The sequence below is a fragment of the Achromobacter sp. MUI-25009338 genome (genome assembly GCF_057359325.1).
Genome location: NZ_CM170627.1, coordinates 88,215 through 111,630, shown reverse-complemented (window position 1 = coordinate 111,630; position 23,416 = coordinate 88,215). Strand labels below are relative to the sequence as shown.

Here is a 23,416-nt window from a genome sequence, read left to right as displayed (position 1 = left end):
ATACATCCGTCATGTTTGCGCTGCACAATGAAAAGGATTTCATCGCAGGCAACAATGCGGATCCAACTATCGGATCTTCGAGACAGCATGTCATCCATCGTTCTGGATAACCTCACCAAGCAGTACGGCGCCGCCGCCGCGATCCATGGCGTCAGCTTCACCGTTCCCGCCGGCAGCTTCACGGTCCTCCTGGGTCCGTCGGGCTGCGGAAAGTCCACCACCCTGCGCATGATCGCCGGGCTGGACACGCCCACCTCGGGCAGCATCCGCATCGGCGACCGCGACGTGACCCAGCTGCCGCCTTCCAAGCGCCGCATCTCCATGGTGTTCCAGTCGTATGCGCTGTTTCCGCACCTGTCGGTGCGCGAGAACATCCTGTTCGGCCTGAAGGTGCGCAAGGAGCCGGCGCGCGACTACGACCGCCGCCTGCAGCGCGTGGCCGGCCTGCTGGGCCTGAACCACCTGCTCGACCGCAAGCCCTCGCAACTGTCCGGCGGCCAGCAGCAGCGCGTGGCGCTGGGCCGCGCGGTCATCTCCGAAGCCCCGGTCTGCCTGATGGACGAGCCGCTCTCCAACCTCGACGCGCAGCTGCGCCACGAAATGCGCCGCGAGATCCGCGCGCTGCAGCAGGAGCTGGGCATCACGATGGTGTACGTCACGCACGACCAGACCGAGGCCATGAGCATGGCCGACCAGGTGGTGCTGCTGCGCGGCGGCCAGATCGAACAGCACGACACGCCCGACGGCCTGTACGCGCGCCCGGCCAGCGAATTCGCCGCGCGCTTCATCGGCACGCCGCCCATGAACCTGATCGGCCTGGCCGGCGGCAACGGCGCCACCGTCATCGCCGGCGCCGACGGCCCGGCCATCGCCAGCGCGCCGGCCGGCGCGGTCAAGCTGGGCGTGCGGCCCGAACACATCCGGATCGACGACGGCGGCATCCCCGCCACCGTCGAAAGCGTGGAGTACTTCGGCGCGGACTCCATCGTGGTGTGCCGCGTCGGCGACACCAGCGGCGTGGCCGTGCGCGTCAGCGGGCATCTGCGCGCGCGCGCCGGCGAAGCCCTGCGCCTGTCCTGGCCGCAGGCGCAGCAGCACTTCTTTGCCGCCGATTCGGCGGTCATCAACACCGTCGGGCACTAGATCAAGCCCGCACACAGCACAGGAAAGGAAAACCAACATGCGACGCACCGTACTGAAGACCCTGGCCGCCAGCCTGGCCGCCGCCTGCCTTTCGCTGCCTGCGCAGGCGCAGAACAAGCCCGTCGAGGTCGAGTTCTATTACCCGGTCGCCGTGGGCGGCCCCATCACCAAGATCGTCGACGACATGGTGGCGGACTTCCAGAAGGAAAATCCCAACATCCGGATCAAGCCGATCTACGCCGGCTCGTACCAGGACTCGATCGCCAAGGCGCTGACCGCGCTCAAGGGCGGCACCCCGCCGCAGCTGGCGGTGCTGCTGTCGACCGACATGTTCACGCTGATCGACGAGGACGCCATCGTCCCGATCGACAGCCTGGCCAAGAGCGAGGCCGACAAGAAGTGGCTGGGCGGCTTCTATGACGCCTTCATGCAGAACAGCCGCACCGGCGGCCACACCTGGGGCGTGCCCTTCCAGCGCTCGACCATCGTCATGTACTACAACAAGGACCTGTTCAAGGCCGCCGGGCTGGACCCCGAACGCGCGCCGGCCACCTGGGCCGAACTGGTCGAGTACGGCAAGAAGCTGACCAAGCAGGACGCCGCCGGCAACACCACGCAGTGGGGCATCGAGATCCCCTCGGGCGGCGCGTTCGCCTACTGGCTGTTCCAGGCGCTGACCACGCCGAACGACGCGATCCTGATGAACGAGGCCGGCAACGAGGTCTACCTGGACAAGCCGGCGGTGGTCGAGGCCGCGCAGTTCTGGCACGACCTGTCGGCCAAGCACAAGATCATGCCGGCCGGCACCATCGACTGGGGCACCACGCCCAAGGACTTCCTCGAAAAGAAGGCCGCCATCGTCTGGACCACCACCGGCAACCTGACCAACATCCGCAAGAACGCCGACTTCCCGTTCGGCGTCGCCATGATGCCCAAGCAGAAGCGCGGCGGCAGCCCGACCGGCGGCGGCAACTTCTACATCTTCAAGAGCGGCACGCCGGAGCAGCAGCAGGCCGCGCTCAAGTTCGCGCAGTGGGTCACCACGCCCGAACGCGCCGCCGACTGGAGCATCGCGACCGGCTACGTCGCGGTGACCCCGGCCGCCTGGGAAACCGAGAAGATGAAGAAGTACGCGCAGGAAGTGCCGGCCGCCACGGTCGCGCGCGACCAGCTGGAAGTCAGCGTGGCCGAGTTCTCCACGCATGAAAACCAGCGCGTCACCAAGACGCTCAACGATGCGCTGCAGGCCGCGCTGACGGGCTCCAAGACGCCCCAGCAGGCGCTGACCGACGCCCAGCGCGAGGCCGACCGCATACTGCGTTCCTACAAGTAAACCGACAAGCACGATGAGCCGCTCTTTGAATGCGCTTTATGGCTGGCTGCTTCTGCTGCCAGCCATCGTGCTGCTCGCCGCGTTCACGCACTACCCGGCGCTGGCGACGCTATGGCACAGCTTTTTCTCCACCCCCAAGGGCGCGCGTCCGGCGCGCTACGTGGGGCTGGAGAACTACGCGCTCATGCGCGACGATCCGGTGTTCTGGCAGTCCCTGTGGAACAACCTGTGGTTCGCGCTGGGCACCATTCCCACCTCCATCGGCATCGCGCTGATCATGGCGCTCTGGGTCAACCGCAACCTGCGCGGGCGCGGGTTCCTGCGCATGGCCTACTTCACGCCCACGGTGCTGCCGATGGTGGCGGTGGCCAATATCTGGCTGTTCTTCTACACCCCGCAGTACGGCCTGATCGCGCAGGTGATGCAGCTTTTCGGCACGCCCGGGCCGAACTGGCTGGGCTCGCGCGAAACCGCGCTGCCGGCGCTGATGCTGGTGACCGTGTGGAAGGAAGCGGGCTTTTTCATGATCTTCTACCTGGCCGCCTTGCAGACCGTCTCGCCGTCGCTGCGCGAAGCCGCCATGCTCGAAGGCGCCTCGCGCTGGCAGTACTTCCGCCGCATCCTCTGGCCGCTCTTGATGCCGACCACGCTGTTCGTGCTCATCAACGCGCTGATCAATGCCTTCCGGCTGGTGGACCACGTCGTGGTCATGACGCGCGGCGGGCCGGACAACGCCAGCACGCTGCTGCTGTACTACATCTACCAGGTGGGTTTCAGTTTCTGGGACACGGCTTACGCCGCCACGCTGACCGTCGTGTTGCTGGTGGTGCTGGCGCTGACCGCGCTGGTCAAGTTCCGCTGGCTGGACCGCAGGACGCACTATCAATGAAAGACAAGCTCGATACCCTGGGCGCCTGGGCGCTCGGCCTGCTGTGGATCCTGCCCCTGGCGTACGCCATGTGGGCGGCGTTCCACCCGCCCGCCTACGCCACCCGCTTCGACCTGTTCGCGCCGCTGACGCTGGACAACTTCGTGCGGGCCTGGCATGCCGCGCCGTTCCCGCGCTACTTCCTCAACACCTTCCTGCTCGTCACGATGGTGCTGGCCGCGCAGCTGGTGCTGTCCACCCTGGCGGGCTATGCGTTCGCGCGCCTGGAATTCCGCGGCCGCGACTTCGTCTTCATGCTGGTGCTGCTGCAGCTGATGATCATGCCCGACGTGCTGCTGGTGGAGAACTACCGCTCCATGAGCCAGCTCGGCATCCGCGACACGGTGTTCGCCATCGGCCTGCCGTACTTCGCCTCGGCCTTCGGCATCTTCCTGTTGCGCCAGACCTTCAAGACCGTGCCGCGCGAACTCGAAGAGGCCGCCCGCATGGAGGGCGCCAACGCGCTGCAGATCCTGTGGAAGGTGTACGTGCCGCTGGCCAAGCCGATCTACGTGGCCTACGGGCTGGTGTCGGTCAGCCACCACTGGAACAACTTCCTGTGGCCGCTGATCATCACCAACTCGGTGGAGTCGCGCCCGCTGACGGTGGGGCTGCAGGTGTTCTCGTCCACCGATCAGGGCATCGACTGGTCGGTCATCACCGCCGCCACGCTGATGTCGGCCGCGCCGCTGCTGATCGCGTTCCTGCTGTTCCAGCGCCAGTTCGTGCAGTCGTTCATGCGGGCGGGGATCAGGTAGCGGAGGCCGATGGGTGCAGCGCGACAACTGTCGGGACAAGGGCCCCGGCGCAGAACGCGCGAAACCCATCGGGGCGAACCCCTTTTAATACCCCACCGTCAGCCCCGGCAGGTCCACCGTGATGCGCGGCCGTTCCAGCGCCAGCGCCAGGTTCTCGGCGAATTCGCGGGCTTCTTTTTCGTCGGTGGACAGGGTGTCGTAGCCGAGCGCGTCCGCCACGCCCAGCACCTTGTCCAGCAGCAGCACCTTGCCGCTGGGACGCAGGGGCTCGCAGCCCAGCGTTTCCCAGGCGCCGTCGAACCAGTCTCGGGCCTGGTTCTGGCGCTCGGGAGACGGTTCGACGTCGGCCGCGAGGTCCACGGAACGGCGGGGATCGAAAACGATGGTGATGTCGCTGCGCATGGGGGTTCCTTCAAAAGGCGTCAGCCCAGAAGCGTAGGGAAAAAAGCGCCGCCAGATTGTCGGTCCGGCGACATTGGCCCGCGGGTTACCAGCCGCGCGACACTTCCCAGGTGACTTCCGCGCCGGCCGCCAGCGACTGGCGCATCATGTCCAGCAGCGGGAAGGCGCGCTCCTTCATGCCCACCATGCGGGCCATCGGGGACACCGGCGGCTTGTCTTCGTCCTCGTCCTCGGCGCCTTCGTGGGCGCGCTGGTAGTCCTCGATCGCGCGCTCGATGCCGTCGATGGCGGGCTGCAGCTGTTCCACGGTGAAAACGCCGCGCTCCGGAATCTTGTCTCCGAAGGACTTGCCGGCGGCGTGCAGCAGCGCGCCGGCATGGTCGGTCAGCATCAGGACCTCGGCCACGACCTTGGAGTGAAAGGTGATCAACATATTCCGGTCTCCACAATGATTACTTACATACACTACCGCAACGCCCGGGGGATGCCAACTAGGGTCCCGCCCCGCGGATACGCCCGCGGGCCATCCGTCCCCCGCAGACCCCGCGCGCGCCGGGCCGCCCGCCAAATCAAGCTATGATTCAGGGGATTCCCGTGACAGGAGGGCCTGCGCCGCCCCGAAACCGGGCATGCGCGCGGCCGCCGGCCCACCGGCAGGCAGAGCGCCCCATCCTGTCCGCTCCGCCCCGCGCGGGCGCGTCCGTCACCAACTCAGAACTCTCCAGACGCCCATGCTCCTCGAGCAACAGAAACAGCTTATCTCCCTGATCCAGGCCGCCGTCGCGCAAAGCCTGCCCGACGCCGCCGCCGATGCGGCCCGGGCCAACGTGCTGCTGGAGCGCCCCAAGGTCGCCGCCCACGGCGACGTCGCCACCAACGTGGCCATGCAGCTGGCCAAGCCGGCCCGCCGCAACCCGCGCGAACTGGCCCAGGCCATCGTGGACGCGCTGATGGCGCAGCCCGGCGCGGCCGGCCTGGTCGAAAGCGCCGAGGTCGCCGGCCCCGGCTTCATCAACCTGCGCGTCACCGCCGCGGCCCGCCAGGCCGTCATCGCCGCCGTGGCCGAACAGGGCGCCGACTTCGGCCGCGCGCCCCGCAGCGGCGAGAAGATCCTGGTCGAATTCGTGTCGGCCAACCCCACCGGCCCGCTGCACGTGGGCCATGCCCGCCAGGCCGCGCTGGGCGACGCCATCTGCCGCCTGTACGACGCCAGCGGCTGGGACGTGACCCGCGAGTTCTACTACAACGACGCCGGCAACCAGATCAACAACCTGGCCATCAGCGTGCAGGCGCGCGCCCGCGGCCTGAGCACCGATTCCCCCGAATGGCCGGCCGACGGCTACAAGGGCGACTACATCGCCGACATCGCGCGCGACTTCCAGGCCCGCGCCACCGTGCACTCCGACGGCGTGGACGTCACCGCCTCGGGCGACGTCGACAACCTGGACGATATCCGCGTCTTCGCCGTGGCCTACCTGCGCCGCGAGCAGGACCTGGACCTGCAGGCCTTCGGCCTGGCGTTCGACAATTACTACCTGGAAAGCTCGCTCTACACCTCCGGGCGGGTCGAGGCCACCGTGCAGGCGCTGATCGCCGGCGGCCACACCTACGAAGAAGGCGGCGCGCTGTGGCTGCGCACCACCGAGCTGGGCACGGGCGACGACAAAGACCGCGTCATGCGCAAGAGCGAGGGCGGCTACACCTACTTCGTGCCCGACGTGGCCTACCACAAGGCCAAATGGGAGCGCGGCTTCCACCGCGCCGTGAATATCCAGGGCAGCGACCACCACGGCACCGTGGCGCGCGTGCGCGCCGGCCTGCAGGCGCTGGAAGAGGGCATCCCCAAGGACTACCCGTCCTACGTGCTGCACAAGATGGTCAAGGTGATGCGCGGCGGCGAAGAGGTCAAGATCTCCAAGCGCGCCGGCAGCTACGTGACCATGCGCGACCTGATCGACTGGGTCGGCCGCGACGCGGTGCGCTACTTCCTGATCCAGCGCCGCGCCGATACCGAGTTCGTGTTCGACGTGGACCTGGCGCTGTCCAAGAGCGACGAGAACCCGGTCTACTACATCCAGTACGCGCACGCCCGCATCTGCTCGGTGATCGCCAACGCCGCCATGCCGGCCGCCGACGTGGCCCAGGCCGACGCCGCGCTGCTGACCGCCCCGACCGAATTCGCGCTGATGCAGCGCCTGGCCGAATTCCCCAACGTGATCGCGCTGGCCGCGCAGGAGCTGTCGCCGCACCACATCGCCTTCTGGCTGCGCGACTGCGCCTCGGACTTCCACGCCTGGTACAACGCCGAGCGCGTGCTGGTCGACGACACCGCGCTGAAGCTGGCGCGCCTGCGCCTGGCCTCGACCACGCGCCAGGTGCTGGCCAACGGGCTGGCGCTGTTGGGCGTCTCGGCGCCCGAGCGGATGTAACATCGGTTCATGGCAACCAAGCGCAAAACCTCCCGCCGTTCCTCCGGCGAAAGCGGCAGCACCCTGTACGGGGCGCTGGCCGGCCTGCTCCTCGGCCTGATCGTGGCCGCCGTCGTCGCCTTCTACGTCACCAAGGCGCCCGTGCCCTTCGTGGACCGGGCCAGCCGCCAGGGCGACACCGGCAAGCTGCCCGATCCCCGCCTGGCGCCCGACCCCAACGCCGGCCTGTACGGGCGCGACGGCGGCGCGGGCCCGGCCCCGACCGGCCCGACCGCGACGGCTCCCGCGCCGCTGCCCGGCGCAGGCACCGCCGCCCCCAAGACCGATGAGCCGCCCTCCAAGATGGACGACCTGGGCGCGCTGATCGCCACGCTGCCGTCCACCCGCCAGGCCGCCCCGGCCGCGCCCGCGCCCAGCGCCGCGCCGCCCACGCCGATCTCCAAGGCCCCGGCGCCGGCCGCCAAGCCGGCTCCCGCGGCCACCGGCACTTACTACCTGCAGGCCGGCGCATTCCGCGGCGAAAGCGATGCGGAGTCCCTCAAGGCCCGCATCATCCTGCTGGGCCTGCCGGTCGCGGTGCAGAAGGCCGAGGTCGGCGGCAAGCCCATCAACCGCGTCAGGGTGGGGCCGTTCGCCCGCCTGGACGACATGAACCGCGCCCGCGGCCGGCTGGGCGAGAACAAGATCGAAACCGCGGTGGTGCGCCAGTAAGCGGCCGTCCGCGGAGGCGGACGGAACTTATGCGGCCCCGCCCCTGTCTGTAACTTTTTTGCTCAGGAACCTCTCATCCATGCTGTCCCCCAAGATTATTCGCATCCTGGCCGCGGCCGCGTTGACCGCCACCACGTTCCTCAGCCCGGCGAGCCACGCCCAGGGCACGCAGCAATACGTGCCCATCAATCCGCCGCTGCCGTCGGACACCCCGGGCAAGGTGGAAGTGCTGGAGTTCTTCGCCTACACCTGCCCGCACTGCGCGGCGATCGAACCGCTGGTCGAGGACTGGGCCAAGACCAAGCCCGAGGATGTGGTGCTCAAGCAGGTTCCCATCGCCTTCAACGCCGGCATGAAGCCGCTGCAGCAGCTGTACTACACGCTGCTGGCCCTGGACCGCGCCGACCTGCATCCCAAGGTCTTCACCGCCATCCACGGCGAACACAAGCGCCTGTTCGACAAGAAGGCCATGGGCGAATGGGTCGCCGCGCAAGGTGTGGACCGCGCCAAGTTCGACTCGGTATTCGATTCGTTCAGCGTGCAGACGCAGGTGCAGCGCGCCACCCAGCTGGCCGAGGCCTACCGCATCGAAGGCACGCCGTCCTTCGCCGTCGGCGGCAAGTTCATGACCTCGCCCGTCATGGCCGGCAACAGCTACGAAGGCGCGCTCAAGGAAGTCGACCGCCTGATCCCGATGGCGCGCAACTGACGCGCCCGGACCCGGTCCGCAACGCCCCGAGCCTTCACTGGCCGGGGCGTTTTTTTGTGTCCGGGCCGCCGGCGGCCACGCTACACTTTTCCCACAATAAATCGCCGCGGCGGCGGCATATCAAGGGGAGAAAGACATGAAACAGCAAATCCTGCGCGGCCGTGCAGCCGGCCTGTGCCTGGCGCTGGCCGCGGGCCTGGCGCATGCCAGCGACGCCGACGGCGTGAAGATCGGCGTGCTCACCGACATGGCGGGCGTGACCGCCGACGCCACCGGCAAGGGCTCGGTCGAGGCGGCCCGGCTGGCCATCGAGGAAATCGGCGGCAGCGTGCTGGGCAAGCCCATCTCGCTGGTGTCGGGCGACCACCAGCACCGCCCCGACATCGGCAGCAGCATGGTGCGCAAGTGGTACGACACCGATGGCGTGGACGTGGTGGTGGACGTGCCCAACTCCTCGGTGGCGCTGGCGGTACAGGGCATCGCGCGCGAGAAGAAGAAACTGGTGCTGTTCTCCAGCCCCGGCACCACCGCGCTGTCGCAGGCGCAGTGCTCGCCCTACGGCGTGCAATGGACCTACACCACCTATGCGCTGTCGCGCGGCACGGCCACCGCGGTGGTCAATGAGGGCAACAAGCGCTGGTTCATCCTGGCGTCGGACTACGCCTTCGGCAAGCAGCTGGCGGCGGACACGGAAGCCGTGGTCAAGGCCAACGGCGGCGAGGTGGCCGGCACCGTCTACCACCCGCTGAATGCATCGGATTTCGCCTCCTTCCTGCTGCAGGCGCAGGCCTCCAAGGCGCAGATCATCGCCATCGCCAACGCGGGCGGCGACACCATATCGGCCATCAAGCAGGCGGCGGAATTCGGCATCGGCGGCGCGCAGCAGCTGGCCGCCATGCTGCTGCTGATTACCGACGTCCACAGCCTGGGGCTGCAGGCCGCGCAGAAAACCTACCTGACCGTGCCGTCCTACTGGGACATGAACGACGGCACGCGCGCCTTCGCCAAGAAATTCGAAGCCCGCGTGGGGCGTCCGCCCACCTTCCTGCAGGCCGGCGTCTACGGCTCGGTGCGCCATTACCTGCAGGCCGTGAAGGCCGCCGGCACGGTCGAGGCCGACGCCGTCATGGCGAAGATGAAATCGCTGCCCATCGACGATCCCTTCAGCCTGAACGCGCGCATCCGCGAAGACGGGCTGGTGGTGCGCGACATGATGCTGGCGCAGGTCAAGACGCCGGCGCAGTCCAAGGCGCCGTGGGACTACTACAACATCGTGCGCACCATCCCGGGCGCCACGCTGGCCTGGCCCCTGTCGGACAGCCAGTGCCCGCTGGTCAAGCCATGACACGGACGCTGGCGCTGGCCGATTTCGGCAGCTTCTACGCGGGCGGACGGCAGGTGCGCATCGACGGCCTGCCGCGACGCGACATCGCATTCACGCAAAGCGCCTCGCTGGCCTATGACCCCAATGGCCTCTACCACTTCGAGCAGGCCTACGTGCAGTATTTCATTCCGGCCGCGCTGGCGCATCCGCTGCCCATCGTGATGCTGCACGGCGGCGGCATGACCGGCGCGATGTGGGAGCAGACGCCGGACGGGCGGCCCGGCTGGATGCAGCATTTCCTGCGCCAGGGCCATGCGGTGTATGTGGTGGACAACGTCGAGCGCGGCCGCGCGGGCTGGGCGCCGTTCCAGGAAGTCTGGCCGGAGCCGCCCATCATCCGCAACGCCGAGGAAAGCTGGACGCTGTTTCGCTTCGGCCGCGCCGAGGACTACGCGGCGCGCCGGCCGTTCGCGGGACAGCGCTTTCCGGTGGCGGCGTTCGACGCCTTCATCCGCCACGCGGTGCCGCGCTGGCTGGGCAACAACGATGCGGCGCTGCGGGGATTCTGCGCGGTGCTGGAGCGCGTGGGGCCGTGCCTGGTGATGGCGCACAGCCACGGCGGCGAGGTGGCCTACCGCGCGCTGCATGCGCGCCCGGACCTGGTGCGCGGCGTCATCGGCATCGAGCCCTCGGGCTTCTCGCCGGAGGTGGCGGCCGCGGCCGTGGCGGACAAGCCCTTTCTGTTCGTCTATGGCGACTACCTGGACGCGACGCCGCTGTGGGAAAAGCTGTGCGCCGCCGGCCAGGCCTATGCCGGCGAACTGGCGCGGCAGGGCGCGCGCGTGCAGACCTGGCGCCTGGCCGACATGGGCGTGGCCGGCAATTCGCACATGCCCATGATGGACGACAACAGCGACGATATCGCCGCGCGCATCGGCGCCTGGATACGCGGCGCGGCCGCCTGAGCGCGCCGCGCCGCCTTACTCGCGCACGGCGGCGGCCTTTTCCAGCGCCTGGGTCAGGTCGGCGATGATGTCCTCGGGCGATTCCAGGCCGATGTGCAGGCGCACCAGCGCGTTGTCGCCGTCGCCCCAGTAGCGGTGCTTGGCCAGGTCCTTGCCCGACACCAGCTGCACCAGGCTTTCGTAGCCGCCCCAGGAAAAGCCGATGCCGAAGAGCGTCAGCGAATCGACGAACACGCGCGCCGCCGCCGGCGACAGGCGCAGCTCGACCGACAGCATGCCGTTGGAGCCGGTGCAGTCGCGCTGCCACAGCGCATGGCCCGGGTCCTGCGGCCAGGCCGGATGGAACAGGCGCACGGTCTCGGGGCGGCTTTTGAAGAACTCGCACACCTGCAGCGCGTGGCGCGCGTGCTGGGCCATGCGGATAGGCATGGTGCGCACGCCGCGCAGCGCCAGCCAGGCGTCGTCGGCGCTGATGGAATAGCCCATCGCGTACTGCGTGCGGTTGAGCTTGCGGGCGATCTGTTCGTCGTTGGTGACCACCGCGCCCAGCATCAGGTCGGAGTGCCCGCCCACGTACTTGGTGCCGGCGATGACCGAGACCTGCGCCCCCAGGGTCAGCGGACGGTAGATATAGCCCGAGCCCCAGGTGTTGTCGGTGGCCAGCACCAGGCCGTGGCGCTGCGCCACGGCGGCCAGCGCGCCCATGTCCAGCATCTCGAACAGCAGCGAGCCCGGCGACTCCACGTACAGCAGGCGGGTGTTGGGACGGACCAGTTCGTCCAGGTCTTCGCCGGCCGCGAAATAGGTGATGTCGATGTTCATGCGCTTGAGCACGGCATCGTCCAGTTCGCGCATCGGCCCGTACACGCAGTCCGAGATCAGGGCGTGGTCGCCGGCCGAGCACAGCGCCAGCATCACCAGCGTCATGGCCGACAGGCCCGAGGGCGCCAGGTAGCAGTGCGTGCCGCCTTCGAGCTGGGTGAAGACCTGTTCAAGCGCGGCGTGCGTGTCCATGCCCATGCGGCCGTAGGTGGCCGCGCGGCCGCCGGCGGCCTTGCTGCGCTGCGCCTGCTCCAGCGCCGCCATGTTCGCGAAGCGCACCGTGCTGGCCCGCATCGGCGGCAGCGGCACCGGCGCGTTGCCGGTTTCGGGGTTGAACGGGGCGGTGCCCGCATGCTGCAAGAGCGTATCGATGTGTTTGGTAGGCATGTTCGTAAGAACGGCTGGCGGGTGGACGGAGGAAAACGGATAGGGTGAACCTTATCAGGCGGCGCGCGGCCTGTCCCGGATCAGCCGACCCAGGTGACGGTTTCGGACTGCGGCGCGCGGCGGGTGCGGTAGCTGTTGGCGGGATGCGCGGTATCGGCGTAGCCGAACGAAATGCCGCACACCACGCGGCGGTCGGCGGGCAGGCCCAGCACCTCGCGCAGCACTTCCGGATACATGGCCAGCGAGGCCTGCGGCACGGTCGCCACGCCGTTGGCCTGGGCCGCCAGCAGGAAATTGGCCACATACCCGCCGCAGTCCATCGCGCCGTACTCGCCCAGCGCCTCGTCGGTGGTGACGATGGCCACGTGCGGCGCGTCGAACAGCTGGAAATTGCGCATTTCCTGGCGGCGGTAGGCCTCGCGGTCGCCGCGCGCCACGCCGACGGCCTCGTAGAGCTGGAAGCCGGCCTCGCGCCGCCGCGCCAGATAGGCGCCCTGGTACTCGCGCGGGAACGGAAAGTCCGGCGTGAAGCCGGCCTGCTGCGCGCGGCGCTGCAAGGCCTGGCGCAGGCGCTCGGTGCCCGCGCCCTCAGTGACCGCCACCTGCCAGGGCTGGCAGTTGCACCACGAAGCCGTGCGCTGCGCCAGCGCCAGGATGCGTTCGATGGTGGCGCGCTCCACCGCTTCGGGCAGGAACGCGCGGCAGCTGTGGCGGGCGTGCAGCCAGGCTTCGAGCGCGGCGTCGGGGCGCAGATCTTGGGCGTCTTGCGGGCGGGACGTGGCGGCGGCGGGCATGGGTCGGGGTCTCCTGGTTCGGGTCTGGTGGTTCGTCTTTGCCTTTATCATGCCATTTCCGGCCCGCCCCGTAGCGGCCCCTCGCTTGCGGACATCTCCATGCTGCCCCTAGACACCCTGATCGCATTCTTCGGCATCGCCGTCCTGCTGGCCCTGACCCCGGGGCCGGACAACCTGTTCGTGCTGATGCAATCGGCCATCTGGGGCCGCAAGGCGGGCATGCTGGTGGTGTTCGGGCTGTGCACCGGGCTGCTGGTCCATACGGCCGCCGTGGCCGTGGGGCTGGCCGCCGTGTTCGCGGCCTCGCCGGTGGCCTTCACCGTGCTCAAGCTGGCCGGCGCCGCCTACCTGGCCTATCTGGCGTGGCAGATCCTGCGCGCGCCGGTCGGCGGCGAGACGGGCGCCGCCCCGGCGCCCATGAAGCCGGGCGCGCTGTACCGCCGCGGCATCGTGATGAACCTGACCAACCCCAAGGTGCTGCTGTTCTTCTTCGCGTTCCTGCCGCAGTTCACCTCGCCGGCGCAGGGACCGGTGGGCGCGCAGACCATGCAGCTGGGCGCCGTGTTCATGCTGTCCACGCTGCTGGTGTTCGGCGCGATCGCGTTTTTCTCGGGCGCGTTCGGCGAACTGCTGCAGCGCTCGGTCCGCGCCAAGCGCTGGCTCAACCGCATCGCCGCGCTGGTGTTCGTGGGCCTGGCGCTGCGGCTGGCGACGGCGTCGCGCTGAGGCGCGCGACGCCTGCGCTCAGGCGGCCGAAAAGCGGACGATGCCGTCGGTTCCCAGTTCGCGCTTGAGCCTGCCCTCGAAGTACAGCGCATGCAGGTGCGCCAGCGCCTCGCCCATGGCGAAGGTCAGCTGGTGCAGGTCGAGCTTGCGCTTGAACAGCACGGGCACGATGTCCGAGGTGGACTGGGGCTGGCCGGCACAGGCCTCCAGCACTTCCGCCAGGCGGTCGCGATGGTGCTCGTGCTGCTGGGCGATGCGTTCGTGCAGGCCCTTGAAAGGGCGGCCGTGCGCCGGCAGCACCAGCGTGTCGCGCGGCAGGTCGGCGTAGCGGTCCAGCGAGCGCAGGTACAGCGGCAGCGGGTTGGCGTCGGGCTCGTAGTCGAACACGCTGACGTTGGTGGAAATGCGCGGCAGCACCATGTCGCCGGAAATCAGCACCGCCAGGTCCGGCGAGAACAGCGAGGCGTGTTCCGGCGCATGGCCGTAGCCGACGATCACGCGCCAGTCGCGCCCGCCAATGCGGACCTGGTCGCCGTGCATGAGGCGGGTGTAGCGCGCGGGCACCGATGGCACCAGGTTGGGGTAGTAATTGGCGCGCTGGCGGATCTGTTCCTGCGCGCCGGGATCGGTCAGTCCGTGGCGCGCGAAGTGATCGACCGCCGCCTGGCCGCCGGGGCCGGCGCCGGCGTCCGTGCGGCGCGAGGACCACAGCGAGGCCACCATGAAGTCGGTCATGGTCATCCACAGGCGCGCGTTCCAGCGCTCGCACAGCCAGTCGGCCAGGCCGACGTGGTCGGGGTGCATGTGGGTGACCAGCACCCGCAGCACGGGCAGGCCGTCGAGTTCGTTCTCGAAGACCTGCTCCCACAGGGTCTTGACCTCGTCGCGCGCGATGCCGCAATCGACGATGGTCCAGCCCTCGCGGCCGTCGATGTTGTCGCGCAACAGCCAGAGATTGATATGATCCAGCGCGAACGGCAAAGGCATGCGGATCCACTTGACGCCATCGGCCACCACATGCGCGCGGCCCGCTTCCGGCTGGAAGTCGGCCCAGGGGTACTGCAGTTTCTGCTCGTTGGGGTTCATCGCCTCTCTCGCTCCACGCTTGACGTTCGGGTCAAGTCATCATAATTTACGTTTACGTAAACTGCCACAGCTCGCATGTCCTCGTCAACCTGGACCATCTCCGAACTCGCACGCGAATTCGACGTCACGCCCCGCACGATCCGCTTCTATGAAGACCAGGGGATCGTCAGCCCGGCGCGCGAGGGGCGCAACCGCATCTTCGGCCCGCGCGACCGCACGCGGCTGAAGCTGGCCCTGCGCGGCAAGCGGCTGGGCCTGCAGCTGTCCGAGATCCTGACCCTGATCGACATGTACGACGGGCCCGGCGACACCGAGGTCCAGCTGCGCCAGTACCTCAGCGTACTCCAACAGCATCGCGCCACGCTGGAGCAGCAGCGCCGCGACATCGAGGACACCCTGCGGGAAATCGCGCAGCAGGAGCGGCAATGCCGCGAGCTGCTGGCGCAGAAACCCTGAGACGCCGCGGCCGCGCGATCACTGCGCCTTGATGCCGCCTGCCTCGATGACGCGGGCGTTGTTGGCGTATTCCTCCTGCACCTGTTTGGCGAAGGCCGCGCCGGCGGCGGTGCCCGGCTGCAGGTAGGACTTGGCCAGCAGGTCCTTGAATTCCGCGCTGGCCACGGCCCTGGCCAGCGCCGCCTGCAGCGGCTGCGCCACGGCGGGCGGCAGGTTCGCCGGGGCGAACACGCCGAAGTTGGAGTAGTACTGCGCCTGCGGCAGCTTGAGCTCGGCCATGGTCGGCACCTCGGGCCAGGCCGCCAGGCGCTGCGGCGCCATCACGGCCAGCGGCTTGAGCGCGCCGCTGGCGACGTGCGGCAGCACCACGTCGCTATTGACCACCAGCAGCTCCACCACGCCGCCCAGGCCGTCGGTCAGCGCCTGGCTGTTGCCGCGGTAGGGCACGTGCAGCATTCTGGCGCCGGTCCCGGCCGTGACCGCCGCCATGCCGATGTGGGCCACGGTGCCCTGGCCCGGCGTGCCGTAGCGCACGCCATCGGGGTGCGCCTTGGCGTATTCGACCAGGCCGGCGAAGTCCCGCACCGGCAGCGCCTTGGTCGCGACGATGGCCACGGGCGCGACCGCCACGCTGGCCAGCGGCGTCAGGTCCTTCATCGGGTCGTAGTTGGTCTTGGACAGGTGCGGATAGATGGTCAGCGGGCTGGTGGAGGCCAGCAGCAGCGTGGCGCCGTCGGGCTGCGCGCGCGCCACGAAGTCGGTGCCCAGCGACGCGCCGGCGCCCGGCTTGTTCTCGACGATGACGGTGGCGTTGGCCTCTTTGCGCAGCACTTCGCCCAGGCGGCGCCCGATCGCGTCGGCGCTGCCGCCGGCGGTGTAGGGCACCACCAGCGTCACCGGCCTGGCCGGCCAGTCCTGCGCCAGCGCGCCGCCGGCCATGATCGCCAGGGCCGCCCCCGCGGCCCCGATCAGCAGAGTCTTCTTTTTCATATCGTCCTGTCGTGGATGTTGCGTGGAAGGGATGCGCTCAGGCCAGGTAGCGCTGGGCCAGGCGGATCCAGTAGGAGGCGCCGGCCGGAATCAGGGCGTCGTTGAAGTCGTAGCTGGCGTTGTGCAGCATGCACGGGCCCAGGCCGTGGCCGGCCATGCGGTGCTCGCCGTCGCCGTTGCCCAGGAACACGTAGCAGCCGGGTTTCTCCTGCAGCAGGAAGGCGAAGTCCTCCGACGCCATGGCCGGCTCGATCACGCGCGCATGGTCCTCGCCCGCGACCTCGCGCATGACTTCCATGCAGAACTCAGTCTCGGCCGCCGTGTTGACCAGGGCCGGGTAGCGGCGCTCGAAGAACACCTCGGCCTCGCAGCCGTGGGCCGCCGCGATGCTGCCCGCGATCTCGTTCATGCGCCGCTCGATCAGGTCGACCACGCCGGTGCTGTAGGCGCGCACCGAGCCGCCCAGCCAGGCCGAATCCGGAATCACGTTGATGACGCTGCCGCCGGCCTGCACCTGCGTGATCGACAGCACCGCGGCGTCCAGCGGCCGCTTGCTGCGCGTCAGGATGGTCTGCAGCGACTGGCCGATGGCGAACAGCGCCGGCACCGGATCGCTGCAGTCCTGCGGCGCGGCGGCGTGGCCGCCCTTGCCGCGCACCGTGATCCTGAAGCCGTTGGCGGCCGCCATCATGGGGCCGGCGCAGACGCCGAAGGTGCCCGCCGGCAGGCCCGGCCAGTTGTGCATGCCGAACACCGCCTCGCAGGGGAAGCGCTCGAACAGGCCGTCCTGGATCATGGCGCGCCCGCCCGCGCCGCCTTCCTCGGCCGGCTGGAAGCACAGGTACACCGTGCCGTCGAAACCGCCTGCCGTCTGCAGGTGGCGCGCCGCGGCCAGCAGCATGGCGGTGTGGCCATCGTGGCCGCAGCCGTGCATCTTGCCGTCATGGCGCGAGCGGTGCTCGAACTGGTTTTCTTCCTGCATGGGCAGCGCGTCCATGTCGGCGCGCAGCATGATGGCGCGCGCCGACGCGCCGCGCCGGATCACGCCGACCACGCCGGTCTTGGCGATGCCGGTATGCACCTCGATGCCCCAGCCGCGCAGCGTGTCCGCCACCACCTGGGCCGTGCGGTGCTCTTCGTAACAGAGCTCCGGATGGGCATGCAGATCGCGCCGCAGCGCCACGATTTCGTCCAGATGGGATAGTTCCAGCACAGCAACTCCGTCACAGTCATTTAGGTTTGAAAGACCTCTGGAATGGTACAGAGGGGCGCCCGCCGGCAAGAATCCGTTTCCCTAGGGATAACCCGTATCCAATTTACGTTTACGTAAACGTAATATTTGCACTGCATCATTGCCTGGCGACGGCCGATCGGCGCATGATGAGCCTCTCGGACAATTCGGCGGCGCCACCGGAGCGCCCATATAAAAGTAAGCACCTACTATCACGGAGAACGCGATGAATCTTCCCGGCCTGAACTTCGACCTGGGCGAAGATCTGGACATGCTGCGCGACGCGGTGCGCACTTTCGCGCAGGCCGAGATCGCGCCGCGCGCTGCAGAAATCGACCGCAACGACCAGTTCCCCATGGACCTCTGGCGCAAGTTCGGCGATCTCGGCGTGCTGGGCATGACGGCCGACGAGGAATACGGCGGCGCCAACCTGGGCTACCTGGCCCACATGGTCGTGATGGAGGAGATTTCCCGCGCCAGCGCCTCGGTCGGCCTGTCCTACGGCGCGCACTCCAACCTGTGCGTCAACCAGATCAACCGCAACGGCACGCCGGCCCAGAAGGCCAAGTACCTGCCCAAGCTGATCTCCGGCGAACACGTGGGCGCGCTGGCCATGAGCGAGCCGGGCGCCGGCTCCGACGTGGTCAGCATGAAACTGCGCGCCGACAAGAAGGGCGACCGCTACGTGCTCAACGGCAGCAAGATGTGGATCACCAACGGCCCCGACGCCGACACCCTGGTGGTCTACGCCAAGACCGATCCCGAGGCGCACCAGCGCGGCATCACCGCCTTCCTGGTGGAAAAGGGTTTCAAGGGCTTTTCCGTGGCGCAGAAGCTGGACAAGCTGGGCATGCGCGGCAGCCACACCGGCGAACTGGTGTTCCAGGACTGCGAAATCCCCGAGGAAAACGTGCTGGGCCAGGTCAACGGCGGCGTCAAGGTGCTGATGAGCGGCCTGGACTACGAGCGCGCCGTCCTGTCCGGCGGCCCGCTGGGCATCATGCAGGCCGTGATGGACGTGGTCGTGCCCTACATCCACGACCGCAAGCAGTTCGGCCAGGCCATCGGCGAATTCCAGCTGATCCAGGGCAAGGTCGCCGATCTCTACACCACGCTGCAGGCCAGCCGCGCCTTCTGCTACCAGGTCGGCAAGAACCTGGACAAGCTGGGTTCGGAACACGTGCGCCAGGTGCGCAAGGACTGCGCCGCGCTGATCCTGTACACGGCCGAGAAAGCCACCTGGATGGCCGGCGAAGGCGTGCAGATCCTGGGCGGCAACGGCTACATCAATGAGTATCCGGTGGGACGCCTGTGGCGCGACGCCAAGCTGTACGAGATCGGCGCGGGCACCAGCGAGATCCGCCGCATGCTGATCGGCCGCGAGCTGTTCAACGAAACCGCCTGAGCGCCCCGCCATGATCCGCATGTCCGACGTCCAGCACATCGAGCAGGCTCCCGCGCCGGGGCCCTCGCCGCTGGAGGTCGCGCAGCTGATCCTGGCGGGCTTCGACCGCCATTACGCGCTGTTCCGCTACAGCGCCCAGCGCGCCAAGGCGCTGTTCGAATCCGGCGACTGGCACGGCATCCAGCACCTGTCGCGCGAGCGCATCGAGTACTACGACATGCGGGTGCGCGAATGCGCCGCGCAGCTCGAAGGCGCGCTGCGCGGCCGTCCGGGCGGCACCCATGCGTCCAATGGCGCCAATGGCGCCAACGGGGCGGACGCTCCCGCGCCGCTGGCGCCGGCGCAGACCGCGTTCTGGCAGCAGGTCAAGCACGAATACGTGAGCCTGCTGGGCGACCACCGCCAGCCCGAATGCGCCGAGACCTTCTTCAATTCGGTCTCGTGCCGCATCCTGCACCGCGACTATTTCCACAACGATTTCCTGTTCGTGCGCCCGGCCGTGGCCACCGACTACCTGGACAGCCGCAAGCCTTCGTACCGGGTGTACTACCCCGTGGCCGAAGGCCTGCAGGCCAGCCTGATCCGCATGGTGGCGGACTTCGGGCTGGCGCTGCCCTTCGAAGACCTGCCGCGCGACACGCGCCTGCTGGCGCGCGCGGCCGTCAGGCAGCTGCGCGCCCAGCTGCCGCGCCACGTGGGCCGGCGCATCGCCAGCGACTGCCAGGTCCATGCGCTGGGTTCGCTGTTCTTCCGCAACAAGGGCGCCTATATCGTCGGACGCCTGATCAACCAGTCCACGGTCTATCCGTTCGCCGTGGCGCTGATGCGCAATCCCGCCGGCCAGGTCCGGCTCGATGCGCTGCTGCTGGGCGCCGACGATCTCAGCACGCTATTCAGCTTCACCCGCGCCTACTTCCTGGTCGACATGGAAACGCCGGCCGCGGTGGTGGATTTCCTGTCCAGCCTGCTGCCGCGCAAGCCCAAGGCCGAGCTCTACACCATGATCGGCCTGCAGAAGCAGGGCAAGACGCTGTTCTACCGCGATTTCCTGCACCACCTGGCCCACTCGCACGATGCGTTCGACATCGCGCCCGGCATCAAGGGCATGGTGATGTGCGTGTTCACGCTGCCGTCCTATCCCTACGTGTTCAAGCTCATCAAGGACCGCATCGACAAGGACGGCATGGACCACGCCACCGTGCGGCGCAAGTACCAGATGGTCAAGCTGCACGACCGCGTGGGCCGCATGGCCGACACCTGGGAGTATTCGCAGGTGGCGCTGCCGCGCAGCCGCTTCGCCCCGGCGCTGCTGGAGGAACTGCGCCGGCTGGTTCCCAGCCTGATCGAGGAATCGGGCGACACCGTGGTCATCCGCCACGTCTACATCGAACGGCGGATGACGCCGCTGAATCTGTACCTGCAGCAGGCCGGCGACGCGCTGCTGGAACCGGCGGTGCGCGAGTACGGCGACGCGATCCGGCAGCTGGCCGCGGCCAACATCTTCCCCGGCGACATGCTGTACAAGAACTTCGGCGTCACGCGCCTGGGCCGCGTGGTCTTCTATGACTACGACGAAATCCAGCGCATGACCGAAATGAATTTCCGACGCATCCCGCCCGCGCCCAACGAAGAGGCGGAAATGGCGTCGGAACCCTGGTACGCCATCGGCCCGAACGACGTTTTTCCGGAAGAATTCGGACGCTTCCTGCTGGGCGATGCGCGCGTGCGCGGCGCGTTCATGCGTCACCATGCCGACCTGCTGGAACCGGAATGGTGGCAGGCCTGCCGGGCCCATGTCGCGCAGGGCCGGATTGAAGAATTTTTCCCTTACGATACGGACAGACGCCTGCGTCCCGCCCGCCCTCAGGGCGCCGACGCGGCCTCGTAACCCGAGCTGTCCCGACCCTCACAGGAGCTAGTCATGTCAGATCCCATCGTCATCGTTTCCGTCGCCCGCACCCCCATGGGCGGCATGCTGGGCGCCTTGTCCGGCCTGGCCGCGCACGAGCTGGGTTCGGTCGCCATCAAGGCCGCCGTCGAACGCGCGGGCATCAAGCCCGAACAGGTCGAAGAAGTCATCATGGGCAACGTGCTGCAGGCCGGCCAGGGCCAGGCGCCGGCGCGCCAGGCCGCGCTGGGCGCGGGCCTGCCCCTGGGCGTGTCTTGCACCACCATCCACAAGGTGTGCGGTTCGGGCCTGAAGGCCGCCATGTTCGGCCACGACCTGCTGGCCGCGGGCACCGCCAACGTGGTCGTCGCCGGCGGCCAGGAAAGCATGAGCAACGCGCCGTACCTGCTGCTCAAGGGCCGCCAGGGCTATCGCTACGGCCACAGCACCGTCTACGACCACATGGCCCTGGACGGCCTGGAAGACGCCTATGACAAGGGCAAGGCCATGGGCGTGTTCGCCGAAGACTGCGCGGCCAAGTATTCCTTCACCCGCGAGCAGCAGGACGCCTTCTCGCTGGAATCGCTGCGCCGCGCCCGCGCCGCGTCCGAGGACGGCAGCTTCAAGTGGGAAATCGCCCCCGTCACCGTCGCCGGCCGCAAGGGCGACACCGTCATCGACACCGACGAGGCGCCCGCCACGGCCATGCCGGAGAAAATCCCCACGCTCAAGCCCGCCTTCAAGAAGGACGGCACCGTCACCGCCGCCAACTCGTCCTCGATCTCCGACGGCGCGGCCGCCATGGTGCTGATGCGCGCCTCCACCGCCGAGAAGCTCGGCGTCAAGCCGCTGGCCCGCATCGTGGCCCACAGCCAGCACTCGCAGGAACCCAACTGGTTCACCACCGCCCCGGTCGGCGCGCTGAAGAACCTGTTCGCCAAGACCGGCTGGAAGGCCGAGGACGTGGACCTGTACGAGATCAACGAAGCCTTCGCCGTGGTGACCATGGCCGCCATGGCCGACTTCAAGCTGCCGCATGAAAAGGTCAACGTCCACGGCGGCGCGACCGCCCTGGGCCACCCCATCGGCGCCTCGGGCGCGCGCCTGATGGCCACGCTGATCGGCGCGCTGCGCAAGACCGGCGGCAAGCGCGGCGTGGCCACGCTGTGCATCGGCGGCGGCGAAGCCGTGGCCATGGCCATCGAGATGGTCTGAAGCACCGCTACGGTCCGGAGCGCGCCGCGCTTCGGACCGTACCCCTCATCCGCCAAACCAACCGGGTAGCCCCCCTCATGCCCATCATCGAATCCCGCATCAATACGCGGTCGCAGGAATACACCGATAATGCGCGCGCCATGCAGGCGCAGCTGGACGACCTGAACCAGAAACTCGCGCAGACCGCGCTGGGCGGCAGCGAAGCCGCGCGCGCCAAGCACGTGGCGCGCGGCAAGCTGTTGCCGCGCGAGCGCGTCGAGCACCTGATCGATCCGGGCGCTCCGTTCCTGGAACTGTCGCCGATGGCGGCCCACGGCATGTATGGCGGCGACGCGCCGGGCGCCGGCGTCATCACCGGCATCGGCCGCGTGGCGGGCACGGAATGCGTGATCGTGTGCAACGACGCCACGGTCAAGGGCGGCACCTACTACCCCATGACGGTCAAGAAGCACCTGCGGGCGCAGGAAATCGCCGCGCAGAACCACCTGCCCTGCGTCTACCTGGTGGATTCGGGCGGCGCCAACCTGCCGCAGCAGGACGAGGTCTTCCCCGACCGCGAGCACTTCGGCCGCATCTTCTACAACCAGGCGCAGATGTCCTCGCAAGGCATCGCGCAGATCGCCGTGGTGATGGGCTCGTGCACCGCCGGCGGCGCCTACGTGCCCGCCATGAGCGACGAGTCCATCATCGTCAAGAACCAGGGCACCATCTTCCTGGGCGGCCCGCCGCTGGTGAAGGCCGCCACCGGCGAGGAAGTCAGCGCCGAGGATCTGGGCGGCGGCGACGTGCATACGCGCCTGTCCGGCGTGGCCGACCACCTGGCCGCCAACGACATGCACGCGCTGCAGCTGGCGCGCAACGCCGTGGCGCGCCTGAACCGCAAGAAACCCCAGCCGCTGGCCACCGCGCCGGTGCGCGAGCCGCGCTACGACCCGAGCGAGCTCAACGGCATCATTCCGGCCGACACGCGCAAGCCCTACGACGTGCGCGAAGTCATCGCGCGTATCGTCGACGGCTCCGAATTCGACGAATTCAAGGCGCGCTTCGGCCCCACGCTGGTCACCGGCTTCGCCCACATCCACGGCATGCCGGTGGGCATCGTCGCCAACAACGGCATCCTGTTCTCGGAGTCCGCGCAGAAGGGCGCGCACTTCATCGAGCTGTGCGCGCAGCGCAAGATTCCGCTGGTGTTCCTGCAGAACATCACCGGCTTCATGGTGGGCCGCAAGTATGAGAACGAAGGCATCGCCCGCCACGGCGCCAAGATGGTGACCGCGGTGGCCACCGCCGCCGTGCCCAAGTTCACCGTGCTGATCGGCGGCTCTTTCGGCGCCGGCAACTACGGCATGTGCGGCCGCGCCTATTCGCCGCGCATGCTGTTCATGTGGCCCAACGCCCGCATCTCCGTCATGGGCGGCGAGCAGGCCGCCAGCGTGCTGGCCACGGTCAAGCGCGACGGCATCGAAGCCCGCGGCGGGCAATGGTCCGCCGAGGAAGAGGCCGCCTTCAAGGCCCCCATCCGCGAGCAATACGAGCATGAAGGGCATCCGTACTACGCCACCGCGCGCCTGTGGGACGACGGCATCATCGCGCCCGCCGACACCCGCCGCGTGCTGGGCCTGGCCTTGTCGGCGGCGCTGAACGCGCCCATCGAAGACACCCGGTTCGGCGTATTCCGCATGTAGGTCGGCGCTGCCGCACTCCAAGAACACTT

At 68.5% G+C, this 23,416-nt stretch carries 22 protein-coding genes; 15 read left to right on the top strand and 7 right to left on the bottom strand.

Annotation, left to right across the window (positions count from 1 at the left end):
* Positions 1-87 precede the first annotated feature (87 nt).
* From AC1IQ6_RS00510 to AC1IQ6_RS00495, 4 genes are read left to right on the top strand one after another with little or no spacing between them, the layout of a single operon-like run.
* On the top strand, positions 88-1,143 hold the full coding sequence (locus tag AC1IQ6_RS00510) for an ABC transporter ATP-binding protein (protein WP_102772974.1): 1,056 nt from the start codon (positions 88-90) through the stop codon (positions 1,141-1,143).
* Positions 1,144-1,180: 37 nt separating this feature from the next.
* Positions 1,181-2,476 carry an ABC transporter substrate-binding protein gene (locus tag AC1IQ6_RS00505; RefSeq protein WP_102772973.1) on the top strand — a complete coding sequence of 432 codons (1,296 nt, stop codon included), beginning with the start codon at positions 1,181-1,183 and terminating at the stop codon, positions 2,474-2,476.
* A gap of 13 nt (positions 2,477-2,489) precedes the next feature.
* Entirely contained in the window at positions 2,490-3,365 is an 876-nt protein-coding gene (locus AC1IQ6_RS00500) for a carbohydrate ABC transporter permease (RefSeq protein WP_102772972.1), read from the top strand.
* Positions 3,362-4,162 carry a carbohydrate ABC transporter permease gene (locus AC1IQ6_RS00495; RefSeq protein ID WP_102772971.1) on the top strand — a complete coding sequence of 267 codons (801 nt, stop codon included), beginning with the start codon at positions 3,362-3,364 and terminating at the stop codon, positions 4,160-4,162. The genes AC1IQ6_RS00500 and AC1IQ6_RS00495 overlap by 4 nt, the downstream gene beginning before the upstream one ends.
* An 84-nt stretch (positions 4,163-4,246) precedes the next feature.
* On the opposite strand, the gene AC1IQ6_RS00490 is transcribed toward AC1IQ6_RS00495, so the two are convergent.
* A complete protein-coding gene (locus tag AC1IQ6_RS00490) occupies positions 4,247-4,564 on the bottom strand; it encodes a hypothetical protein (RefSeq protein ID WP_102772970.1) in 318 nt (105 codons plus the stop codon).
* Between the two features lie 85 nt (positions 4,565-4,649).
* Positions 4,650-4,997, bottom strand: a complete 348-nt coding sequence (locus AC1IQ6_RS00485) for a DUF1840 domain-containing protein (RefSeq protein WP_102772969.1) — start codon at positions 4,995-4,997, stop codon at positions 4,650-4,652.
* Between the two features lie 298 nt (positions 4,998-5,295).
* Between AC1IQ6_RS00485 and argS the strand changes: the two genes are divergently transcribed.
* The 5 genes from argS (at position 5,296) to AC1IQ6_RS00460 (ending at position 10,702) form a co-directional block, all read left to right on the top strand.
* Positions 5,296-6,993: an arginine--tRNA ligase gene (gene argS, locus AC1IQ6_RS00480; protein WP_209165486.1), complete on the top strand. Its 1,698-nt coding sequence runs from the start codon at positions 5,296-5,298 to the stop codon at positions 6,991-6,993.
* 9 nt (positions 6,994-7,002) lie between these two features.
* On the top strand, positions 7,003-7,704 hold the full coding sequence (locus AC1IQ6_RS00475) for an SPOR domain-containing protein (RefSeq protein ID WP_102772967.1): 702 nt from the start codon (positions 7,003-7,005) through the stop codon (positions 7,702-7,704).
* 79 nt (positions 7,705-7,783) lie between these two features.
* Positions 7,784-8,413, top strand: a complete 630-nt coding sequence (locus tag AC1IQ6_RS00470) for a thiol:disulfide interchange protein DsbA/DsbL (protein WP_102772966.1) — start codon at positions 7,784-7,786, stop codon at positions 8,411-8,413.
* 136 nt (positions 8,414-8,549) lie between these two features.
* A complete protein-coding gene (locus AC1IQ6_RS00465; RefSeq protein WP_111826224.1) occupies positions 8,550-9,758 on the top strand; it encodes an ABC transporter substrate-binding protein in 1,209 nt (402 codons plus the stop codon).
* Positions 9,755-10,702 (top strand): alpha/beta hydrolase, encoded by a 948-nt coding sequence (locus AC1IQ6_RS00460; RefSeq protein ID WP_209166050.1) that lies wholly within the window; start codon positions 9,755-9,757, stop codon positions 10,700-10,702. Before AC1IQ6_RS00465 ends, AC1IQ6_RS00460 begins: the two co-directional genes overlap by 4 nt.
* Before the next feature lie 15 nt (positions 10,703-10,717).
* Here the strand turns inward: AC1IQ6_RS00460 and metC are convergent, their stop codons facing one another.
* Both metC and AC1IQ6_RS00450 read right to left on the bottom strand, forming a co-directional pair.
* Positions 10,718-11,911, bottom strand: a complete 1,194-nt coding sequence (metC, locus tag AC1IQ6_RS00455; protein WP_102772963.1) for a cystathionine beta-lyase — start codon at positions 11,909-11,911, stop codon at positions 10,718-10,720.
* Between the two features lie 80 nt (positions 11,912-11,991).
* Positions 11,992-12,705, bottom strand: coding sequence for a nitroreductase (locus AC1IQ6_RS00450; RefSeq protein ID WP_485865638.1), 714 nt, complete (start codon positions 12,703-12,705; stop codon positions 11,992-11,994).
* 99 nt (positions 12,706-12,804) lie between these two features.
* On the opposite strand from AC1IQ6_RS00450, the gene AC1IQ6_RS00445 reads away from it, so the two are divergent.
* Positions 12,805-13,431 carry a LysE family translocator gene (locus tag AC1IQ6_RS00445; protein ID WP_209166043.1) on the top strand — a complete coding sequence of 209 codons (627 nt, stop codon included), beginning with the start codon at positions 12,805-12,807 and terminating at the stop codon, positions 13,429-13,431.
* Between the two features lie 18 nt (positions 13,432-13,449).
* Here the strand turns inward: AC1IQ6_RS00445 and AC1IQ6_RS00440 are convergent, their stop codons facing one another.
* Positions 13,450-14,517: an MBL fold metallo-hydrolase gene (locus AC1IQ6_RS00440; protein ID WP_485865637.1), complete on the bottom strand. Its 1,068-nt coding sequence runs from the start codon at positions 14,515-14,517 to the stop codon at positions 13,450-13,452.
* A gap of 75 nt (positions 14,518-14,592) precedes the next feature.
* Between AC1IQ6_RS00440 and AC1IQ6_RS00435 the strand changes: the two genes are divergently transcribed.
* Complete coding sequence (locus AC1IQ6_RS00435; protein ID WP_102772960.1) at positions 14,593-14,973, top strand: MerR family transcriptional regulator; 381 nt, start codon at positions 14,593-14,595, stop codon at positions 14,971-14,973.
* An 18-nt stretch (positions 14,974-14,991) separates the two neighbouring features.
* On the opposite strand, the gene AC1IQ6_RS00430 is transcribed toward AC1IQ6_RS00435, so the two are convergent.
* Together AC1IQ6_RS00430 and AC1IQ6_RS00425 are read right to left on the bottom strand one after the other, a co-directional pair.
* The gene (locus AC1IQ6_RS00430; RefSeq protein ID WP_485865636.1) at positions 14,992-15,963 is read right to left on the bottom strand and encodes a Bug family tripartite tricarboxylate transporter substrate binding protein; all 972 of its coding nucleotides are present in this window, start codon (positions 15,961-15,963) and stop codon (positions 14,992-14,994) included.
* A gap of 37 nt (positions 15,964-16,000) precedes the next feature.
* Entirely contained in the window at positions 16,001-17,176 is a 1,176-nt protein-coding gene (locus tag AC1IQ6_RS00425; protein ID WP_111826229.1) for a M20 aminoacylase family protein, read from the bottom strand.
* A gap of 244 nt (positions 17,177-17,420) precedes the next feature.
* Here AC1IQ6_RS00425 and AC1IQ6_RS00420 point away from each other — a divergent pair, with 244 nt between their 5' ends.
* The 4 genes from AC1IQ6_RS00420 (at position 17,421) to AC1IQ6_RS00405 (ending at position 23,387) form a co-directional block, all read left to right on the top strand.
* Positions 17,421-18,599: an isovaleryl-CoA dehydrogenase gene (locus tag AC1IQ6_RS00420; protein ID WP_102772958.1), complete on the top strand. Its 1,179-nt coding sequence runs from the start codon at positions 17,421-17,423 to the stop codon at positions 18,597-18,599.
* A 10-nt stretch (positions 18,600-18,609) separates the two neighbouring features.
* Positions 18,610-20,487 (top strand): bifunctional isocitrate dehydrogenase kinase/phosphatase, encoded by a 1,878-nt coding sequence (gene aceK, locus AC1IQ6_RS00415; RefSeq protein WP_485865635.1) that lies wholly within the window; start codon positions 18,610-18,612, stop codon positions 20,485-20,487.
* 33 nt (positions 20,488-20,520) lie between these two features.
* A complete protein-coding gene (locus AC1IQ6_RS00410; protein ID WP_485865634.1) occupies positions 20,521-21,702 on the top strand; it encodes an acetyl-CoA C-acetyltransferase in 1,182 nt (393 codons plus the stop codon).
* Positions 21,703-21,779: 77 nt separating this feature from the next.
* Positions 21,780-23,387, top strand: a complete 1,608-nt coding sequence (locus AC1IQ6_RS00405) for a carboxyl transferase domain-containing protein (protein WP_111826231.1) — start codon at positions 21,780-21,782, stop codon at positions 23,385-23,387.
* Positions 23,388-23,416 lie beyond the last annotated feature (29 nt).

What these genes read in the sequence shown, in the direction of transcription:
- AC1IQ6_RS00510 (WP_102772974.1), top strand. Translation starts at nt 88, where the DNA reads ATGTCATCCATCGTTCTGGATAACCTCACCAAGCAGTACGGCGCCGCC.
- AC1IQ6_RS00505 (WP_102772973.1), top strand. Translation starts at nt 1,181, where the DNA reads ATGCGACGCACCGTACTGAAGACCCTGGCCGCCAGCCTGGCCGCCGCC.
- AC1IQ6_RS00500 (WP_102772972.1), top strand. Translation starts at nt 2,490, where the DNA reads ATGAGCCGCTCTTTGAATGCGCTTTATGGCTGGCTGCTTCTGCTGCCA.
- AC1IQ6_RS00495 (WP_102772971.1), top strand. Translation starts at nt 3,362, where the DNA reads ATGAAAGACAAGCTCGATACCCTGGGCGCCTGGGCGCTCGGCCTGCTG.
- AC1IQ6_RS00490 (WP_102772970.1), bottom strand. Translation starts at nt 4,564, where the DNA reads ATGCGCAGCGACATCACCATCGTTTTCGATCCCCGCCGTTCCGTGGAC.
- AC1IQ6_RS00485 (WP_102772969.1), bottom strand. Translation starts at nt 4,997, where the DNA reads ATGTTGATCACCTTTCACTCCAAGGTCGTGGCCGAGGTCCTGATGCTG.
- argS (WP_209165486.1), top strand. Translation starts at nt 5,296, where the DNA reads ATGCTCCTCGAGCAACAGAAACAGCTTATCTCCCTGATCCAGGCCGCC.
- AC1IQ6_RS00475 (WP_102772967.1), top strand. Translation starts at nt 7,003, where the DNA reads ATGGCAACCAAGCGCAAAACCTCCCGCCGTTCCTCCGGCGAAAGCGGC.
- AC1IQ6_RS00470 (WP_102772966.1), top strand. Translation starts at nt 7,784, where the DNA reads ATGCTGTCCCCCAAGATTATTCGCATCCTGGCCGCGGCCGCGTTGACC.
- AC1IQ6_RS00465 (WP_111826224.1), top strand. Translation starts at nt 8,550, where the DNA reads ATGAAACAGCAAATCCTGCGCGGCCGTGCAGCCGGCCTGTGCCTGGCG.
- AC1IQ6_RS00460 (WP_209166050.1), top strand. Translation starts at nt 9,755, where the DNA reads ATGACACGGACGCTGGCGCTGGCCGATTTCGGCAGCTTCTACGCGGGC.
- metC (WP_102772963.1), bottom strand. Translation starts at nt 11,911, where the DNA reads ATGCCTACCAAACACATCGATACGCTCTTGCAGCATGCGGGCACCGCC.
- AC1IQ6_RS00450 (WP_485865638.1), bottom strand. Translation starts at nt 12,705, where the DNA reads ATGCCCGCCGCCGCCACGTCCCGCCCGCAAGACGCCCAAGATCTGCGC.
- AC1IQ6_RS00445 (WP_209166043.1), top strand. Translation starts at nt 12,805, where the DNA reads ATGCTGCCCCTAGACACCCTGATCGCATTCTTCGGCATCGCCGTCCTG.
- AC1IQ6_RS00440 (WP_485865637.1), bottom strand. Translation starts at nt 14,517, where the DNA reads ATGAACCCCAACGAGCAGAAACTGCAGTACCCCTGGGCCGACTTCCAG.
- AC1IQ6_RS00435 (WP_102772960.1), top strand. Translation starts at nt 14,593, where the DNA reads ATGTCCTCGTCAACCTGGACCATCTCCGAACTCGCACGCGAATTCGAC.
- AC1IQ6_RS00430 (WP_485865636.1), bottom strand. Translation starts at nt 15,963, where the DNA reads ATGAAAAAGAAGACTCTGCTGATCGGGGCCGCGGGGGCGGCCCTGGCG.
- AC1IQ6_RS00420 (WP_102772958.1), top strand. Translation starts at nt 17,421, where the DNA reads ATGAATCTTCCCGGCCTGAACTTCGACCTGGGCGAAGATCTGGACATG.
- aceK (WP_485865635.1), top strand. Translation starts at nt 18,610, where the DNA reads ATGATCCGCATGTCCGACGTCCAGCACATCGAGCAGGCTCCCGCGCCG.
- AC1IQ6_RS00410 (WP_485865634.1), top strand. Translation starts at nt 20,521, where the DNA reads ATGTCAGATCCCATCGTCATCGTTTCCGTCGCCCGCACCCCCATGGGC.
- AC1IQ6_RS00405 (WP_111826231.1), top strand. Translation starts at nt 21,780, where the DNA reads ATGCCCATCATCGAATCCCGCATCAATACGCGGTCGCAGGAATACACC.